We start from the raw sequence: 17,830 nt of genomic DNA on the forward strand, positions 1-17,830 counted from the left end.
ATAAAAAAACTGCTATGTGGAAATCCACATAGCAGATGTTTGTTTATTTATTCTTACCACCAGTTGTTAGCTTGACGGAAAGCAATTGCAGCTTCGATTGAACCGTAACGTTCTTTAGCATAGTTGATCATGCCTTTAGTTTGTTCAGTAACACTACCTGTACCCCAAGATTCTTTAGTTTGACCAAGACCTCTGTAGCCAAGTTCATTTACGGCATTTGGGTTGCCGCTAGATTCAGGCATTACGATGTTATCCCATAATGCTTTTGTACCGCCAGCAGCGATAAACTCTTTATATACTTCACTTGTATTAGATGAATCAGTTGATTCTGTAGTTTGAGTTGCTTGAGTCGGTTGAGAGACTTGTGTAGTTGTATAGTTATAGTTTGTATTTTGATTAGAGTAGTTTGTATATTCACTTGCATCTGCTTGAGCGCCAAATCCAGAAGCAATAATTCCTGCTGCAGCTGTTGTTGCAAATAATAATTTCTTCATAAATAAATTTCCTCCATGTGCTATTTAAAGCATTTATAAATTTTGTATATTTATTACTTCATACACTCTAACATCATTTTTGATATCATAGGTTACAGGAGAATAAAAATAAAATTTCTTTTATGACAGTCAGATTAAAAAGATAATAGGCATATGACAAGTTGTAATTTGAAACGTTTACAGTAACTTTATAGAAATAGAGGTGTAAGATTATGGAAAGAATTAAGCTTAAGATGATTAGAAATCATTTAGACAACATACCTGAATATGAATTACCAGAGGGCTACTCAATTAGAATGTTTGAAGAAGGGGACGAACGTCTTTGGGCAGAAGTTGAAACTGCTGCAGGAGAATTTTCAAATATTGATGAAGCATTGCAAAGGTTTCATAAAGAATTTGGCACTCATATAGAAGAAATGAAATATAGATGTTTATTTATTGAAAATGCATCAGGTGACGTAATAGGGACGACGACAGCATGGTTCGGTCAATTACCTTTAACAGACTCACATTTAGGTAGAATACATTTTGTAGCCATTAAGCCGGAATATCAAGGTAAGAAATTATCAAAGCCATTATTAAGTGCTGCGCTTAACAAAATAATTGAGCTTGGTCACAAAGAAGTGTATTTAACGACACAAACAACCAGTTATCCAGCAATTAATATGTATTTAAATTATGGTTTTGAACCATATGATCCAGACAACTCGGATCAAAAAGGTTGGTTGATGATGGAAGATATATTAAATAGGAAGTTAAATGTATAAAAAATGCCCCTATACCATAATTCCCGTGGTATAGGGGCTATTAATATGGATGCATTAATAAGTACTTAAAATTGCATAAGTACTATCTATATAAGGTGTTGTTAAATTGTTTTTTTGGCTAATTTTGTAGATATAACCTTGTATAAATGCTGTTTCTAAAGGTCTTTCACTTATCATGTCGTAATACATACTTGTACCCATATCATCAGGGTATCCTTCATAAATTTTCATTATGCTCTCTTCAAAATCATCATCAAAATAAATACCTTCAGCTTTAGCGACACGGTTACCTTCAACTAATAAGTTGTAACAAAGTGAATGTATTTGATTGTGTTTAAGTACACGAGCTGGTTGTCTCGTAAGAGCAGTTACCGTGTTAATACCTAAATTGACGATTAATTTATACCAAACGTGTTGATCATAATCTTCGAGACATTCAATATTAAGTAAACTATCTTCGGTTAAACTTTTAATATCTAATGTGTGCGCATGAATAGGTAATCTTAAAGTCCAATCTCTAAAATGCGTGACGACGTTATTTTCTTTTTGTCCACTTATATATACGACAGCATGAAATTTGTGCGGGTGATCAATTTTTTCTAACTGTCCATATCCATTTTGAGTTAAAATAATAACGCTATTAGCATGTAGGATATGATGAAGATACGGGATGATTGCGTCGAGTTGCGTTGCTTTAACAGCAATAAATAAAATATCTACTTTTTCATGTGCATCTTCTAAAGATTGAACGGGAAATGAATGTTGCACATCGTGATTGTATTCTTGGAAATAGACAGTTGAATTTGATCTTCCAAACAGCGTAACATCAAGGTTTGATTGCGTTAAAGCAAATGTAATGGCTGTACCCACAGCGCCAGGACCGATTATTCCAAACTTTTTCATTTATTATTTTCCTTTCAATGTTAATATATACATAATAACAAATAAAAGAAGGTGGTACGGGATGAAAACCATTAAACAATTGTTGTCCATGAAAGAACAAAAAGAAAAAATATCCATGATTACAGCATACGATTATCCAAGTGCTAAACAAGCAGAAGCAGCAGGTATAGACACTATTTTAGTAGGCGATTCTTTAGGAATGGTTGTGTTGGGCTACGATAGTACAGTCGAAGTGACAATGGAAGATATGATACATCATGCGAAAGCTGTTAGAAGAGGTGCACCAGAAAGTTACGTAATCGTTGACGTACCTTTTGGAGCAGTCGGTATTGATCATACAACGGATATGAAAAATGCGATTCAATTGTATAAAGATACTAAAGCGAACGCTGTGAAAATCGAAGGTGTGCATACGACATTGATCCAAGGCTGTACTCAAATTGGTGTGCCAGTCGTATCTCATTTAGGCTTAACACCTCAAAGTGTCGGCATTACAGGTTATAAATTACAAGCAAGTTCAAAAAGAGAAGCCGAACAATTGATAGAAGATGCGAAAGCAGTTGAACAGGCAGGGGCAGTGATGCTCGTATTAGAAGCGATACCAAGTGATTTAGCAGAAGTGATTACGGAACAACTGACAATTCCAGTTATCGGTATAGGCGCAGGAAAAGGTACAGATGGTCAAGTACTTGTATATCATGATTTATTAAATTACGGTTCAGAACATATTGCTAAGTTTGTGAAACAATATGGTGATTTTTCAAATGGTGTAGACGCACTAAAAGCATATCATGAAGAAGTTAAAAGTGGTGCATTCCCTTCAGAAGCACACACATATAAGAAGAAAGTGATGGGGGAGACAGAGTAGTGACGCAAGTAGTAGAACGTATTAAAGAGATGAATTCAATCGTATCTCAATTTAAATCTCAAGGTAAAACAATAGGACTCGTACCAACGATGGGTGCATTACATGATGGTCATTTAAAAATGATGAAACAATCAATAGAAGAAAATGACATTACGGCAGTGAGTATTTTTGTAAATCCATTACAATTCGGACCTAATGAAGATTTTGATGATTATCCGAGACCATTTGAATCTGATTTAGAGAAGCTTAAACAAATTGGTGTAGATTATGTATTTCATCCAACAGTTGAAGAAATGTATCCAGGAGAACTAGAGATGACGATTACTGTAGGTCGTTTAGCACAAGTGCTAGAAGGTAAGAAAAGACCAGGTCACTTTGATGGTGTTGTCACAGTTGTTAATAAGTTGTTTAATATTATTCAACCAACACGTGCTTACTTTGGTAGAAAAGATGCACAACAACTCGCTATAATAGAAAAAATGGTAGAAGACTTTAACCACTCAGTTCAAATCGTACCAATAGATATCGTGCGAGAAGCAGACGGACTAGCAAAAAGTTCAAGAAATATCTATTTAACAGAGGAAGAAAGAAAAGAAGCCATACATTTATCTAAAAGTTTAGCATTAGCTAAGCAGAAATATGACGAAGGTGAGAGAAATAGTGACGTCTTAATACAAGCCATCACGCAATATTTAGAAAGTAACGTGAGCGGAGATATAGTAGAAGTCGCTATTTACAGTTATCCAGAATTAGAAGAACAACATACAATAGAAGGACAAATCTTTATTTCACTAGCCGTTAAATTTAGCCAAGCAAGATTAATAGATAATATTATTATATAGGAAAGTATAGAAGCCGATTGTGCAGGGGCACAATCGGTTTTTTCGTTTACACGTTAAGTATAAAATAGAATTAATCATTAAAAAGGCAAATCGGGCATTATCAAATGGCATTTACAAATTTCTTAAAAATAAACGGGATTTTTGTAATGACTTTTTACAAAAGGAGATATCAATATGCTTTTAACAGAGAGAATGAAAGAAGATATATTTTCACAAGCAGAACAAAGCATTATTCAATATTTGTTTGAAGAAAACGAGAAGATTAAGTCTAAGACGTTAAAACAAATTTCTAAAGAAACATATACACATCCTTCTACTGGTATTCGCATAGCTAAAAAGTTAGGATACGACGGTTGGTTAGAGTTGAATGATCATTATTTAGAAGAAGTAGAATATTTCAACCGACATTATGAATCAAATTGGCAAGACCGTTAAACTCTGTGCACTCGAACCCCATTTTGAAATAGAGAAGTCATCGAAACATACATGTGCCATCTTCATTTCATATAGTGGTGAAAATCAAAGCATCTTGAAATTATTACCGATGTTAAAGAAAAAGCACATTCCAATTATCGGACTCACAAGCATTGGCGAAAAAACAGTAACCAAATACGCAGACAGCACATTACGCATTTCAACAAGAGAAAAGTTATATTCCAAAATTAGCAACTTCACAACTCGAGATTCAATCAGTTTCTTAATGGATATTATGTATGCTTGCGTATATGGAACAGATTATGACAAACATACTGATTATAAAATCAATATCGTTAAGAATTTCGATAACCGCGTGACTCATAATAAGATGATACAGGGAACAAATCATCATAAAAAAACCTTAAAAATCGTGAAATTTACGATTTTTAGAGGTTTTTTAACACTATTTATAATTTTTGACAATTAATTGAAATTTATGTAAAAATATAGGATAATATAACTAGTTTAATCAATAAATTATATGAAATTAAGACAACCTAGAGAATGAATAAGATTAAAAATATAAAGCATTCTTTCCTTTTCTGTAGGGAGAGTAGAGTATGCTTTTTTACGTTTAAATAACTTTTGTGAAATTCAATTAATAAAATATATGTTTGAAAGTTTAATAATATAAACAGTTATAAAGAGAAAATAACAACTCGTTTGAATATTAAATACATTAAAACTTCGACAAGAACTATATTGATGTAGGACGTGAAAAGATGTTTTCGATAATAATAACTGTATACAATGCTGAAAATACAATAAAGCATACGTTAAACGGCATTATTCATAATTGTCGCAATGCGTTGTATGAAATTATTGTAGTGAATGACGGGAGTCAGGATGGAACACTTAATATATTAAATACATATAAGAATGTTAAGTATGTAACGATTATCAATCAAGAAAATCATGGTGTGAGTAAAGCAAGAAATGTAGGTATAAAGCATGTCAGTAAACACTCTGAATATATCACATTTGTTGATGATTCTGACATGATAAGTGAGAACTTTATATCGGAAGCAAAGAACTTCTTTGGAGCGCACCCAAAAATCAATATTGCTATGGCACCTATTACGATATGCAAAGATGGTAAGGAATATAGCCAAACATTGAACTATAGATTTAACACAAATGAGTCATATATTGATATATTTAAAAATTATCGTGATATTCATTTTCATATCGGAGGGGTAGTATTCAGAAGATCATTATTTAACAATCCTGAATATAAGTTCAATGAAGCCATATCATATTGGGAAGACGCTACTTTAATTAATACGATTATTTTAGATCAAAGATATTACGGATTACTCAAGGCTAGTAAGTATTTTTATAATAGAAATAATACCAATTCTTTAAGCCAAAAATGTTGGTATTCTGATGCGAGATATACGAGCCATATCAATACAAATTATTTGCCGTTAGTCAAAAAATCTCTATCTCAATATGGAAAAGTTATAAACTACATACAATATTTAGTAGCTTTGCACTATTTGCAATACATATTAGAACATAATCAGAAATTCATTAATAACATGAAAGAAAACTTAACAGAAGAATTTATCACAAGTTCTAAAAATTTGTTTACATACATCGATACTGAAATTATTGATCAATTAAAGTGCCCAACACGAAATAAGGCATTCTTATACCAATTGAAAGATGAAAAATATCCTTATTATTTAAAGAACAATCATATAAGAATACTCATCCATCATTATAAAAATAAAAAAATATTATTCTCCTTATCAGATGATATAGGTGTTTCAGATGAAAGTGCAGAAATCTCTATCTACTTTAGAAATAAGTATCAAACAAATGCGATTGCTAAAGAGAGAAGAGAAGTAACAATATTAGGAAATAAAGTGAATGATCTCTCATTAATTCATTTTGAAGCCCGTATACCGAGGAGTTTGATTTTCTTTGGATTTAAAGTGAAGATTAAAGATTTAAAAACTAACAACGAAATGGTACTGCACCCCTAAAGTTAGAGTAAAAAAACTAACTTTAGGGGGTGTTTTAATATGACAAAATATAGTGATGAATTTAAGTTGAAAGTTGTAAGAGATTATCTAGATGGCCATTATGGTTATCGAAAATTAGCTAAAAAATATAATATACCTGATAAAATTATTATACGAACATGGGTAAAAGCCTTTCAATCATTCGGTGTAGATGGCATTAAAAAGAAACAGAAAAAGACAGTTTATTCTGTTACATTCAAAATAAATGTATTAAACTATATGAAAAGAACAGGCGATTCCTTCCAAGATACAGCGATTAAATTTGGCCTAAATACCCCATCTATTATTGTGCGATGGAAAAAGATATATGACAAAGAAGGTGTGGAAGGACTCGAAAAGCCGAAAGGACGACCTCCCATGAAAAAGAAGAAACAGAAGAAATCTAATCAAAACCTATCACGAGAAAAAGAGTTAGAGCTAGAAAATGAAAATCTTCGATTAGAGAATGCTTATTTAAAAAAGTTGAACGCTTTTCGAGAGAATCCGAGTGCCTTTCTAGAAAAGCACAAGCAGCAGTGGCATTCGAACTCAAAGAAGAAGGATTCAAATTAAAAGATATCTTAGTAAAGGTTGGTATACCAGAAGCAACCTATCATTACCATGCCAAACAATTACAAAAGGAAGATTTAGATAAAGGTTGGAAGAAAAAGATCATTGAACTTTTTCAAAAACACAACGGTAAATACGGCTATCGTCGTATATATTTAGCTTTGAGAAATCAAGGTTATCTCATTAACCATAAGAAAGTACAACGAATTATGCGAGAACTAGGATTAAAATGTCAAAAATTCACACGTAAATCACGCTATCAATCATACAAAGGTACAGTTGGTAAAGTGGCTGAAAATCGCTTGAATCGTAGATTCCATACATCTATTCGACTTCAAAAATTAGTGACAGATATCACTGAATTTAAATGTGCTGAAGAACAAAAATTATATCTCAGCCCTATTATGGATTTATACAATGGGGAAATCATTTCTTATGGTATATCCAGAAGACCAACATTAGACTTAGTACTTCAATCATTGGATAAAGCAGTTACAATCATTAAGCATGAAGCACCATATCGTACGACGATACATTCTGATCAAGGTTGGCATTATCAGCATAATGCATGGATTAGAAGATTATCGGAACAAAGGATTTATCAAAGTATGTCACGTAAAGCGACGTGTGCGGATAATGCTTCTATGGAGAATTTCTTTGGCATCATGAAGCAGGAAATGTATCATGGAGAAGAACTTGTTAACTATGAAACATTAAAAAGAAGAATTGAGGATTACATCTATTGGTATAACAATGAACGTTTGAAATTAAAATTGGCTGGACGAAGTCCAGTACAATACCGAACTCAATCCAGCCAATTAATAGCATAATGGAAACTCTAACTTTGGGGGGTCACTACCAATATGGATTAAAAGCGAACCTTTATATAAGAGGTTAAAACGTAAATTTATTTAAAAGGAGATAAGTAATGAAAATTTCAGTGATATTACCTGTATATAACGTAGAGGAATATATTCATGATTGTTTAAATTCATTATTAGCACAAAGTATAGGTGAAGAAAATTTAGAAGTTATTTTAGTAGACGATTGTTCTACTGATAACACGCCAGAAAAAATCAATGAATTTAAAAATAAATTCACAAATTTCGTTTATTATCGATTACCTGAAAATGAAGGGTCGCCAGGTAAACCAAGAAATATAGGTGTGGAATTATCTAATGGAGAGTTTATCCATTTTATGGACCCTGATGACATATTAGATGAGTTTGCCTATGAAACACTATTGGAATTGATGGACGAAAAAGATGACTTTTCGATGGGTAAAATGATTACCTTTAACGAAGATGGAAGCCAGTTTGAGCATACTACTTTCAGAGAATATAAGCTCAATAAAACGTATAAATCAACAAACTTAAAAGAAACACCATTTTTTGCACAAGTTAAAGTAGGTGTTGTATTAAAGCTGATTCGTAAATCATTCTATATCAATCATGAAATTTCTTTTATTGAAGGAATGAGAAACGGTGAAGATAAAATTGTAGATACAATGTTATACACGTCTGCTTCTTCTTTCTCATATGTTCCGTATGTGATTTATAAATATAGGAATAGAAACATTGGAGATAATAAATCATTAACTCATCAAGAAGCTGAAGGCGCAATTTATAACGATATTAAAGCTTATTATGATTGTGAGAAATACTATGATAGTGAAACGTTGGAATTCTTTAAGATTAATGTACTCAGATCTATATTCTGGAAAGTGATAGATGACGAATTTGATGCATTAAATGATGAAAGTAAATTAAATATTATGAGCTCGATATATGACATTGTTAAAAGTTACGATGAAAAAATTATAAAAATGTACTTAAACAATGAAGAGCCGATTATAAAATTAATCAGAAATCAAGCTTTTGACTTAGCGATCTCATATGCAATGTTATTGAAAGACCGCAGAAAGTATTTTTATCAAGGAAGAGATATTGAAAAAAGGTTTAGAGAGCAAAAGCAATTTAATAAAAGTAAAAGTTATTTAGTGTATAAAGCACTGAATAAATTAAAAATCATGAAATAGGAGTATGAATTATGAAGGTATTACAAGTTTTATTTGATTTAAAGAATAAAAATATTGATTCATTTAATGAAAGACTTAATGATCAAACTTTTTATCAAACAATCGTACTGGATGTTAGTACTGATCAAGACATTAACATCGATACAAATGAATTTGATTATATTCTATTCAATAACCCTAATTTCACATGTGATGGAAATAATTTCATCAATACACTAAAGAAAATGGAAGTTGAACAAAAACAAATTGCGCAATTTACGCTGATGAATAAGGAAAATACCGTAGATTACCAATATAATTCGGGTAATTATAGAGATTTATTTTCAAGTTGTATTGTAGATACACGTTTATTTAACACGCATGATTTATTAGAAATATTCTTTGCTGCTAAGAAAAGCACTTCAAATCAAAATATGTTAATTGTTGAATCTAACTATATTGGAAGAAATACAAAAAATATTGAGTATAGAGAAGATTTAATTAATCTAATGATCAAGTTATTAGATTATACAACTTATGAAGAGCTTCAAAAAATATTTGAAAGTGAGTCAGAGTTGATCAATTTCCTAGATTTGATGATTGATAACAAAATATTTGAGAAAGCTTTAGCTAAAAAAATAAAGTTAGCCTTATTACAAAGAATAAGAACTCGATTTAGTGAATTTGATTTATTAACATCTAAAGAACATACACCATTATATTTAATTTATTCACTAACAATGAAATCATATTACGAAGAAGCGATACAAGCGTTAACGCTATATCGAAGCGAAAAATATTGGCGTGAAACTTATGAAAAATATGCATATGAATTAGGATTTGATGATGATAATGTCAGAGAAACAGATGCCTGGAAAAAGACACAAAGATTACGTGATGTCAGAATCAATTTGAAATCTAGATATTATAAAGTTGAGAAGACTGTCCTTAAAAATATATCAAATGTATTAAAACTATTTAATAAACAACAAATTTGGTTGTTAAGTGAAAGAAGAAATAGTGGATCAGATAATACATTTTATTTATTTAAATATTTAATGGAGAATGATTGAAAGGTTAGACCATACTATTTAATCGAAAAAAATGCTGGTGATCCTATAAAGAAATTAAAGAAATACGGGAATATAGTTTATTTTGGTTCATTGAAACATAAATTATACATGCTACTTGCAGATAAATTTGTGACATCATTTACATTTGAAGAAACGATGACACCATTTAATGCAGAACAATATAAAGAAATATATGAAAGTGAGTTGAATAAGAAAAAAATTATATCCATTCAGCACGGTATGATCATTCATAATATTTCACCATATTTAAGTAAACATCAATATAGAACAGACTATATTACAGCCAATAGTGTTTACGAAAAAGCCATTATTAAAGACACACTCGGGTTCAAAGATGACGAAATATTAATAACAGGAATGGCTCGTCATGATAATTTACTTATCAATTCTAAAAGGACGAATCAAATACTATTTATGCCGACTTGGCAAAGAGGATTGCAGAATTTAAGCGAGTCACAGTTTTTAGAAACAGAATATTTCAAGAAAATTCATGAACTTGTGAACGATACGCGCATTATAAACTATTTAAAGGAAAATCGTTTAAAAATATGTGTATTAATGCATCCACAGTTCGAAAAATTTTCAAAGCATTTTAAAAATAACAATGAACTGATTAAATATGTGAGTACAACAGAAGTTGAAATACCTGATTTAATCGCAAATAGTGTCTTCCTTATAACAGATTTCTCATCTGTTGCGGTAGACTTCTTGTTCCAAAAGAAGAATGTTATCTTCTATCAATACAACAAGTATGCATCTCACCATGTACCGTCTAAACAAATTGAATACTCAGATATAGGTACAATCGTTGTAAACCTGGAAGAAATGTTAGATTCATTACAAGAAATAGAAAAGCATAATTATGATCTACTACCTAACTTCATAGACTCATATGAAAAGTTATTTGAAGTTAAAACAAATATAAGGGAAACAATTGTTGAAAATATTAAAAACCTTTAGAGGTGGTAAAAGTGAATAATAAAATTAAGATTTCTCAAAATAATTTATTGATATCGAATAATTTATTGATATCGAATAATTTATTGGAGTCTAACTTTAATTATACATATAAAGATCAAATTGGTGTTTTCTCCAAAAAATATCCTCTAACGATTACACGTAAATTTAGATCTATAAAAATAGATTTAAAAGAGCATTTTTCTTCAAATATTACTGAAGATAGAAGTATCGAAATTCCTATAAAGGAAAATGTTCAATTTAATGAAACAGTTGAGCATATTAATGAGTTATATAATATATCGATTCAAGTTATTGAACATAAACTTATTATTGATATTACACAAAAACAAAAAGACATTTTAAAGCTAGATGATATAACAAAGCAGGACAATATTAAGAAGCGTTTTCTACTTAGAAAAATGATCAATAATAATCCGTTGTATTTTACAGATCAAATATATTTAAATAACGGTATAGATATAAATGAAATAGTTGAGTTAATTTCAAAGAACAGTATTAAAACGCAAGATTGGAAATTATTGATTGAATATAAAGATGACAAACATAACACTGTAATAAACGAACTGAGTGCGTCAGAAATTTATCATAAATATCAAGATGATTTCAAAAAATCGAATGTACTTATAAATGATTCAAAAAACATACTGAAGTTTGATATGATAACTAATGTACGCGTTAATCAATTGAACTTTACTGAAGAATATTTTGAATTGAAATTAGAACAATATGATGCAAATCATAAGTTATATATCGTTAAAAGAGAAAGAGAAGCTAATCCCTTTAATTATAAATCGTACGTAATGAAAGAAGTTGATGACGCAACGCAGTCAATTAAAGTTCCGTATAATGAATTAGTATTTGATTGGCTTAAAGAAGGCGACAATTTAGATGTCTTAGTAGGAAATAGCTTAAATACTGCGCATTTTGTAGAAATAAATGATAACTGTAATATACATAGCAAATACATGTCATTATCTAATAAATTTGACGGTAAGTTCTATATAAATGGACGCAAAGCTTTATCCATATATGTAAAGAAAAAGACTAAAAAAGTTAGTGAGCATGCAACTAAAGTTGCGGTATTAGGAACATGTTTTTCACGAAATGCATTTAACACATCTGACTACTTTAATCCTGAGTATAAAGCACTAACAGAATGTGTTTATACACAATTTCATAGTACGATTGAGTCGCTTGTATGTGATATTAAAGCACCTAAACCATTAGTGGACGTATATAGAAATCATAATGAATTTAAACATATTAACACTGATTTAACGAAATCGTTCTTTGAAGAATTAAAAGAAAGTGGCGCTGAATATATCATTATTGATTTATATCCAGATGCGACATTAAATCAGTTAACATTAGAAAATAACGCCATCATTACGTATAATTATTTAATAAAAGAGAATGTTAATCTAGGAAGTTTTGTTAATAGCTGGGGCGATGAAAAATTCAGTAATGAGGAAGCATTTATTTCTAGATGGTTGAACAATTTAAACATATTTATGGATAAGCTCACTCAAATCATTCCTGAACATAAGATTATTCTGAATAGAGGTAGGTTATCAAAATATTACTATGAAGATAACGCCGTTAAACAATTTGGAACCATTCATTTAATTAATAGAAATAATTATTATTGGGAGTTACTGGATAATTTATTCAACATTATCCTAATATTAATGTAGTTGATATAACAGATAAACCATATAAATCAGATAAAAATTATCCATTTGGATTTTCATATTCACATTATGAAAGCGACTATTACAAAACTTTTTATAACGAAATTATAAAAATATTGTATAAAAATAAATTAGATATAGGATGAACATTATGACTAAAATAAAAAAAGCAATTATACCTGCAGCAGGATTAGGAACAAGATTCTTACCTGCTACTAAAGCAATGCCTAAAGAAATGTTACCGATATTAGATAAACCAACGATTCAATATATTGTGGAAGAAGCAGCACGTGCTGGAATTGAAGATATTATTATTGTGACGGGTAAACATAAACGTGCGATAGAAGATCATTTCGATATTCAAAAAGAACTAGAAACAACATTATATGAAAAAGGTAAACTTGAACTACTCGATAGAGTTCAATATTCAACAGAATTAGCGAATATCTTCTATGTTAGACAGAAAGAACAAAAGGGATTAGGACATGCGATTTACACAGCGAAACAATTCATCGGAAATGAACCATTTGCCGTACTGTTAGGTGATGATATTGTAGAATCGGATAATCCGGCCATTAAACAATTAATGGAACAATATGAATCAACAGGCAAATCAGTTATTGGAGTACAAACAGTGCCTGAATCAGAAACACATCGTTACGGTATTATCGAACCGAAATCACAAGACGAACGCTTATACGAAGTGAATCGTTTTGTGGAGAAACCAGAACAAGGTACGGCACCATCAAACCTAGCAATTATGGGTAGATATGTATTATCTCCAAAAATCTTTGATTATTTAGAAACACAAACAGAAGGAAGCGGCGGAGAGATTCAATTAACCGATGCCATCGAACGTTTAAATAAAGATGATAAAGTTTATGCATATGACTTTGAAGGTCAACGTTATGACGTCGGAGAGAAAATTGGATTTGTGAAGACGACGATAGAATATGCATTGAAAGATGAAGAAATGCGTGAAGAAATTAAACGTTATATACAATCATTAGATATTTAGTAAAGGAGCTAGAACTTTGAGAGCACAATGGGAACAAAGAATATCTGAAAGCTTAGTTGAACAGTTTCATAACGTTCAAACAGAAGAAGAGATTGAAGCGGGATTTACGGATGTATTATCATTTGGAACAGCAGGTATAAGAAGTACATTCGGAATCGGTCCAGGTCGATTAAATAAATTCACGATTCAAAAGTTTGCGCTAGGTTTAGCTAAATATTTAAGAAACATAACGAATGACCCTAAAGTGGTGATTCATTTTGATACAAGACACTTATCTCAAGAATTTGCGAATGAAATCGCAAAAGTACTTGGTACAAATGGTATCGAAGTAATCTTGCCTGAAACATTTAAATCGACACCAGAACTGTCATTTGCAGTAAGACACTTAACAACAACAGCAGGGATTATGATTACAGCTAGTCATAATCCAAAGAACTATAATGGCATTAAAGTATACGGTCCCGACGGTGGACAGTTATTAACAGAGCCTTCATTAGAATTAAGCCGTTATATAGATACAGTAGAAGACCCATTAAATATACAAACAGATGACTTGGAAACATTGCAGGAACGTGGACTGATTCTGCCATTTAAAGAAGAAACGACTAAAGCATATAAAGATGCGGTTAAAGAACTCGTCGGTTCATTTGAAACATCGCAAACAAAAACAGTGTTAACAAGTTTACATGGCACAAGTTTGCCTCTATTGTCAGATGTGCTTGAAGATCTGTCGTATAAAAACTATGTAGTTGAAGAAGCACAATCTAAGCCGAATGGAGACTTTCCAACTGTTAATATTGCGAATCCAGAAGCGGAAGATACATTTGACTTTGGCAAACAACTCGCAGCAACAGAAGATGCACAACTTGTACTAGCGACAGATCCAGATGCAGATAGATTAGGCGTCGTTGAAAGATATCAAGACGGATCAACAAGGTATTTCAATGGTAATGAAATAGGATTATTGTTGATGAAACTGAGATATCAGCAATTATCAGATGACCAACATAAATACATCATTAAATCTGTTGTGACAAGTGCATTAAGTGAGAAGCTAGCTCAGTCATTAAATATTGACGTCATTAATGTGTTAACAGGTTTCAAATATATATCAGAGCAATTAAAGAATTTAGAAGATAACGCATCGCAACTAGTCTTAGCTTTTGAAGAAAGCCACGGCTATTTAGTAGACGACTTCTCAAGAGATAAAGATGCCATACAAACAGCAGCATTATTGATTAAATATAAAGAACAACTGGCACAAGAAAACAAGACATTCAAAGACGTATTAGATAATATTTATCAAGAACACGGTTATTACAAAGATAAGACCCTCTCACCAACATTTGAAGGTGCAGAAGGACGAGAGAAAATAAAACAAATTATGAATGACTTTAAACAGTTAGAAACAATCGATATAGAGAACTTAACACCATTGATTATAGAAAACTATATTACGAAAGAATCACTTAATGTTAAAACAGGTAAGACACAAAACATTCACTTACCACAAACAGATCTCATTAAGTTCATATTTGAAGAAGGATTTATAGCAGTCCGACCTTCAGGCACAGAACCAAAAATGAAACTGTACTTCTCATTAGACGTTGAGGAATTGGATGATGTAATTGAGGAGTTTGTGAAAAAGTATAGAATTGAATAATCTAACCAAAAGCCTTATTGAGCTAAATAACTCAATAAGGCTTTTAATTTGGAAATTATACCAAAAAATGGGATATAGGTAATTAGATGTAAAACTATACTATACGATTAAAATGAAAATCCTTATAATAAATGAAAATTAATAATTTAAGTAATAATTAGTTGTTAATTAATGACATATAAGTATAAAAAAATTGTAAAAATGTATAAAACACAATTGTAAAATTCAATTACTCTCTGTATAATTGAATTGCATTAAATAGAAAAATGGAGGATTATATGGAAGAAGCAATTGATTTAAGTAAACTATTTACAATTTTAAAGAAAAACATGAAGTATTTAATTATCCTACCAATTGTTTTTCTAGTATTAAGTATGGTGGTCACATTTGTATTTATGACACCGAAATATTCAACTTCTACTCAAGTGCTTGTTAACCAAAAAGAAACAGACAATCAAATCATGGCACAACAAGTACAATCTAATTTACAACTAGTTAATACATACTCAGAAATTATCAAGAGTCCCAGAATACTAGATAAAGTATCTAAAAATTTAAAAGGTAAATACTCTAGTAAAGAAATTTCGGGGATGCTTACTGTTAGTAACCAAGCAGAATCACAAATATTAAATATTTCAGTTGAAAATGAAAGTAGGGAAACTGCAAGTAAAGTTGCTAATGAAATTGCAAATGTCTTTAGTAAAGATGTAAGTAAAATTATGAATGTAGATAATGTTTCAATACTATCCAAAGCAGACACAAAAGGAAACCAAATCTCACCTAAACCGCTTATTAATTCAGTAGTCGGTATTTTTTTAGGATTAATTGTCGCACTAATCATAATATTCTTGAAAGAAATATTGGATAAGAGAATTAAAACTGAAGAAGATGTTGAAGAGATTTTAGGTTTACCAGTATTAGGAGTTATACAAAAATTTGATCAATAGAGGAGGGGTAACTAAATGGCAAAAGAAGTAAATAGGGAAATTACAACCTTAATAACACATATAAAACCTAAAGCGGTAGTGAGTGAAAAATTTAGAGGTATTAGATCGAATATATTATTTTCAACTGCAGATAATGATGTTCAAACATTATTAATTACTTCAGATAAACCAGAATCAGGTAAATCAACTATGTCAGCAAATATTGCAATTACATATGCTCAGGCAGGGTTTAAAACATTAATAATTGATGGTGATATGAGAAAACCAACTCAACATTATATATTTAATAAATCTAATATTAAAGGTTTATCTAATGTAATTATAAATAACAATAGCTTTGATGAAGCAGTACATGATACTGATATAGAGAATTTAGATGTATTAATGTCTGGTCCAATACCACCTAATCCATCTGAATTGATAGGTTCATCAAACATGAAGGACTTATTTGACGAATTAAAAACAAAATATGATTTTATTCTTATTGATACACCTCCAGTAAATACTGTTACAGATGCTCAATTGTTTGGTGAATTGACGAAAAATGCAGTTTATGTAGTAGATGTGGAAAGTAACAATAGAGAGTCTGTTAAAAAAGGAAAAGATTTATTAGAAAAATCTGGGACAAAGATATTAGGTGTTGTTTTAAATAAAGCACCTTTAGATAAATCATCGAGTACATATTATTACTATGGAGAAGAATCGTAATGATAGACATTCATAATCATTTATTGATGGGTTTAGATGACGGTGCTCAAACATTTGAAGATACAATTCGTTTATTGCAACAAGCTAAAGAACAGGGAATTACAGGTGTTGTAGTGACACCACATCATTTACATCCTAAATATAATAATAAGTTTTCGGATGTGAAGAGTAAATTAAATCAACTAAAGCAACACCAACAAATAATAGACTTCGGTATAGATTTGTATGTTGGTCAAGAAATTAGAATCAAAAATGAAGTACTAGATGATATAGAACAACAATTTATTCAAGGTATAAATCATTCACGATATATATTAATTGAATTTCCCTCAAATTCAATTCCAAATTATACAAAGAATTTGTTGTATGAAATACAAAATAAAGGCTTTATACCAATTATTGCTCATCCTGAAAGAAATAAAGCTATAGTTAGTAATCCTAATTTACTTTATGAGTTAGTTATTAATGGAGCATTAAGTCAGGTAACTTCGTCATCTTTAACAGGGGAATTAGGGAAAAATATACAAAATATTTCTCTTAAATTGATTGATCATAATTTAATTCATTTTATCGCTTCGGATGCACATCATCCAATTAGTAGACCATTCATAATGAGTGATTTATTGAGTATATCAAAATTAAAAAAAGTTGAAGATAAATTGCATGAGTTGATACGTAATAATGAGTTTATAATCCGAGATGAAGAAATAGTAAGAACAAGACCAAAAGAAATTAAGAAAAATAAATTTTTCGGTCTATTTTAAACAAGAAATCGGGGAAT

The 17,830-nt window shown here is 30.6% G+C and carries 19 protein-coding genes; 17 read left to right on the top strand and 2 right to left on the bottom strand.

Going from position 1 to position 17,830, the window contains the following annotated elements:
• Window positions 1–53: 53 nt before the first annotated feature.
• Window positions 54–494, bottom strand: a complete 441-nt coding sequence (locus tag MUA60_RS02565; RefSeq protein WP_262649530.1) for an aggregation-promoting factor C-terminal-like domain-containing protein — start codon at window positions 492–494, stop codon at window positions 54–56.
• A 212-nt stretch (window positions 495–706) separates the two neighbouring features.
• Between MUA60_RS02565 and MUA60_RS02570 the strand changes: the two genes are divergently transcribed.
• Complete coding sequence (locus tag MUA60_RS02570; protein WP_262649532.1) at window positions 707–1,261, top strand: GNAT family N-acetyltransferase; 555 nt, start codon at window positions 707–709, stop codon at window positions 1,259–1,261.
• Between the two features lie 54 nt (window positions 1,262–1,315).
• On the opposite strand, the gene MUA60_RS02575 is transcribed toward MUA60_RS02570, so the two are convergent.
• Window positions 1,316–2,164 (bottom strand): oxidoreductase, encoded by an 849-nt coding sequence (locus MUA60_RS02575; protein WP_262649533.1) that lies wholly within the window; start codon window positions 2,162–2,164, stop codon window positions 1,316–1,318.
• A gap of 61 nt (window positions 2,165–2,225) precedes the next feature.
• Between MUA60_RS02575 and panB the strand changes: the two genes are divergently transcribed.
• From panB to MUA60_RS02655, 16 genes are all read left to right on the top strand, one after another.
• Window positions 2,226–3,032, top strand: coding sequence for a 3-methyl-2-oxobutanoate hydroxymethyltransferase (gene panB, locus MUA60_RS02580; RefSeq protein ID WP_065380910.1), 807 nt, complete (start codon window positions 2,226–2,228; stop codon window positions 3,030–3,032).
• Window positions 3,032–3,874: a pantoate--beta-alanine ligase gene (gene panC, locus MUA60_RS02585; RefSeq protein ID WP_262649534.1), complete on the top strand. Its 843-nt coding sequence runs from the start codon at window positions 3,032–3,034 to the stop codon at window positions 3,872–3,874. The genes panB and panC overlap by 1 nt, the downstream gene beginning before the upstream one ends.
• Window positions 3,875–4,048: 174 nt before the next feature.
• On the top strand, window positions 4,049–4,309 hold the full coding sequence (locus MUA60_RS02590; protein WP_262649536.1) for a MurR/RpiR family transcriptional regulator: 261 nt from the start codon (window positions 4,049–4,051) through the stop codon (window positions 4,307–4,309).
• Window positions 4,284–4,778 carry an SIS domain-containing protein gene (locus MUA60_RS02595; RefSeq protein WP_262649537.1) on the top strand — a complete coding sequence of 165 codons (495 nt, stop codon included), beginning with the start codon at window positions 4,284–4,286 and terminating at the stop codon, window positions 4,776–4,778. Before MUA60_RS02590 ends, MUA60_RS02595 begins: the two co-directional genes overlap by 26 nt.
• 295 nt (window positions 4,779–5,073) lie before the next feature.
• Window positions 5,074–6,342 (top strand): glycosyltransferase family 2 protein, encoded by a 1,269-nt coding sequence (locus MUA60_RS02600; RefSeq protein ID WP_262649538.1) that lies wholly within the window; start codon window positions 5,074–5,076, stop codon window positions 6,340–6,342.
• A 39-nt stretch (window positions 6,343–6,381) separates the two neighbouring features.
• The gene (locus MUA60_RS02605) at window positions 6,382–6,933 is read left to right on the top strand and encodes a helix-turn-helix domain-containing protein (RefSeq protein ID WP_025907016.1); all 552 of its coding nucleotides are present in this window, start codon (window positions 6,382–6,384) and stop codon (window positions 6,931–6,933) included.
• Window positions 6,897–7,760, top strand: coding sequence for an IS3 family transposase (locus MUA60_RS02610; protein ID WP_103361549.1), 864 nt, complete (start codon window positions 6,897–6,899; stop codon window positions 7,758–7,760). The genes MUA60_RS02605 and MUA60_RS02610 overlap by 37 nt, the downstream gene beginning before the upstream one ends.
• 98 nt (window positions 7,761–7,858) lie before the next feature.
• Complete coding sequence (locus MUA60_RS02615) at window positions 7,859–8,968, top strand: glycosyltransferase family 2 protein (protein ID WP_262649539.1); 1,110 nt, start codon at window positions 7,859–7,861, stop codon at window positions 8,966–8,968.
• Between the two features lie 11 nt (window positions 8,969–8,979).
• On the top strand, window positions 8,980–10,020 hold the full coding sequence (locus MUA60_RS02620; protein ID WP_262649541.1) for a hypothetical protein: 1,041 nt from the start codon (window positions 8,980–8,982) through the stop codon (window positions 10,018–10,020).
• Between the two features lie 45 nt (window positions 10,021–10,065).
• Window positions 10,066–11,001: a CDP-glycerol glycerophosphotransferase family protein gene (locus tag MUA60_RS02625; protein WP_262650567.1), complete on the top strand. Its 936-nt coding sequence runs from the start codon at window positions 10,066–10,068 to the stop codon at window positions 10,999–11,001.
• Window positions 11,002–11,012: 11 nt separating this feature from the next.
• Entirely contained in the window at window positions 11,013–12,716 is a 1,704-nt protein-coding gene (locus MUA60_RS02630) for a DUF6270 domain-containing protein (protein WP_262649542.1), read from the top strand.
• 148 nt (window positions 12,717–12,864) lie between these two features.
• Window positions 12,865–13,731: a UTP--glucose-1-phosphate uridylyltransferase GalU gene (gene galU, locus MUA60_RS02635; protein WP_262649544.1), complete on the top strand. Its 867-nt coding sequence runs from the start codon at window positions 12,865–12,867 to the stop codon at window positions 13,729–13,731.
• A gap of 16 nt (window positions 13,732–13,747) precedes the next feature.
• Window positions 13,748–15,394 (top strand): phospho-sugar mutase, encoded by a 1,647-nt coding sequence (locus tag MUA60_RS02640; RefSeq protein ID WP_262649545.1) that lies wholly within the window; start codon window positions 13,748–13,750, stop codon window positions 15,392–15,394.
• Between the two features lie 278 nt (window positions 15,395–15,672).
• A complete protein-coding gene (locus MUA60_RS02645) occupies window positions 15,673–16,341 on the top strand; it encodes a Wzz/FepE/Etk N-terminal domain-containing protein (protein ID WP_262649547.1) in 669 nt (222 codons plus the stop codon).
• Between the two features lie 15 nt (window positions 16,342–16,356).
• Complete coding sequence (locus tag MUA60_RS02650) at window positions 16,357–17,049, top strand: polysaccharide biosynthesis tyrosine autokinase (RefSeq protein ID WP_262649548.1); 693 nt, start codon at window positions 16,357–16,359, stop codon at window positions 17,047–17,049.
• Window positions 17,049–17,813 (top strand): tyrosine-protein phosphatase, encoded by a 765-nt coding sequence (locus MUA60_RS02655; protein WP_262649550.1) that lies wholly within the window; start codon window positions 17,049–17,051, stop codon window positions 17,811–17,813. Before MUA60_RS02650 ends, MUA60_RS02655 begins: the two co-directional genes overlap by 1 nt.
• Window positions 17,814–17,830: the final 17 nt, after the last annotated feature.

This window comes from Mammaliicoccus sciuri (assembly GCF_025561425.1).
GTDB classification, from domain to species: Bacteria; Bacillota; Bacilli; order Staphylococcales; family Staphylococcaceae; genus Mammaliicoccus; species Mammaliicoccus sciuri_A.

Coding starts and splice junctions, on each gene's coding strand:
- MUA60_RS02615 (WP_262649539.1), top strand. CDS start 7,859: ATGAAAATTTCAGTGATATTACCTGTATATAACGTAGAGGAATATATT.
- MUA60_RS02650 (WP_262649548.1), top strand. CDS start 16,357: ATGGCAAAAGAAGTAAATAGGGAAATTACAACCTTAATAACACATATA.
- galU (WP_262649544.1), top strand. CDS start 12,865: ATGACTAAAATAAAAAAAGCAATTATACCTGCAGCAGGATTAGGAACA.
- MUA60_RS02570 (WP_262649532.1), top strand. CDS start 707: ATGGAAAGAATTAAGCTTAAGATGATTAGAAATCATTTAGACAACATA.
- MUA60_RS02645 (WP_262649547.1), top strand. CDS start 15,673: ATGGAAGAAGCAATTGATTTAAGTAAACTATTTACAATTTTAAAGAAA.
- MUA60_RS02575 (WP_262649533.1), bottom strand. CDS start 2,164: ATGAAAAAGTTTGGAATAATCGGTCCTGGCGCTGTGGGTACAGCCATT.
- panB (WP_065380910.1), top strand. CDS start 2,226: ATGAAAACCATTAAACAATTGTTGTCCATGAAAGAACAAAAAGAAAAA.
- MUA60_RS02590 (WP_262649536.1), top strand. CDS start 4,049: ATGCTTTTAACAGAGAGAATGAAAGAAGATATATTTTCACAAGCAGAA.
- MUA60_RS02600 (WP_262649538.1), top strand. CDS start 5,074: ATGTTTTCGATAATAATAACTGTATACAATGCTGAAAATACAATAAAG.
- MUA60_RS02620 (WP_262649541.1), top strand. CDS start 8,980: ATGAAGGTATTACAAGTTTTATTTGATTTAAAGAATAAAAATATTGAT.
- MUA60_RS02655 (WP_262649550.1), top strand. CDS start 17,049: ATGATAGACATTCATAATCATTTATTGATGGGTTTAGATGACGGTGCT.
- MUA60_RS02565 (WP_262649530.1), bottom strand. CDS start 494: ATGAAGAAATTATTATTTGCAACAACAGCTGCAGCAGGAATTATTGCT.
- MUA60_RS02605 (WP_025907016.1), top strand. CDS start 6,382: ATGACAAAATATAGTGATGAATTTAAGTTGAAAGTTGTAAGAGATTAT.
- MUA60_RS02595 (WP_262649537.1), top strand. CDS start 4,284: ATGAATCAAATTGGCAAGACCGTTAAACTCTGTGCACTCGAACCCCAT.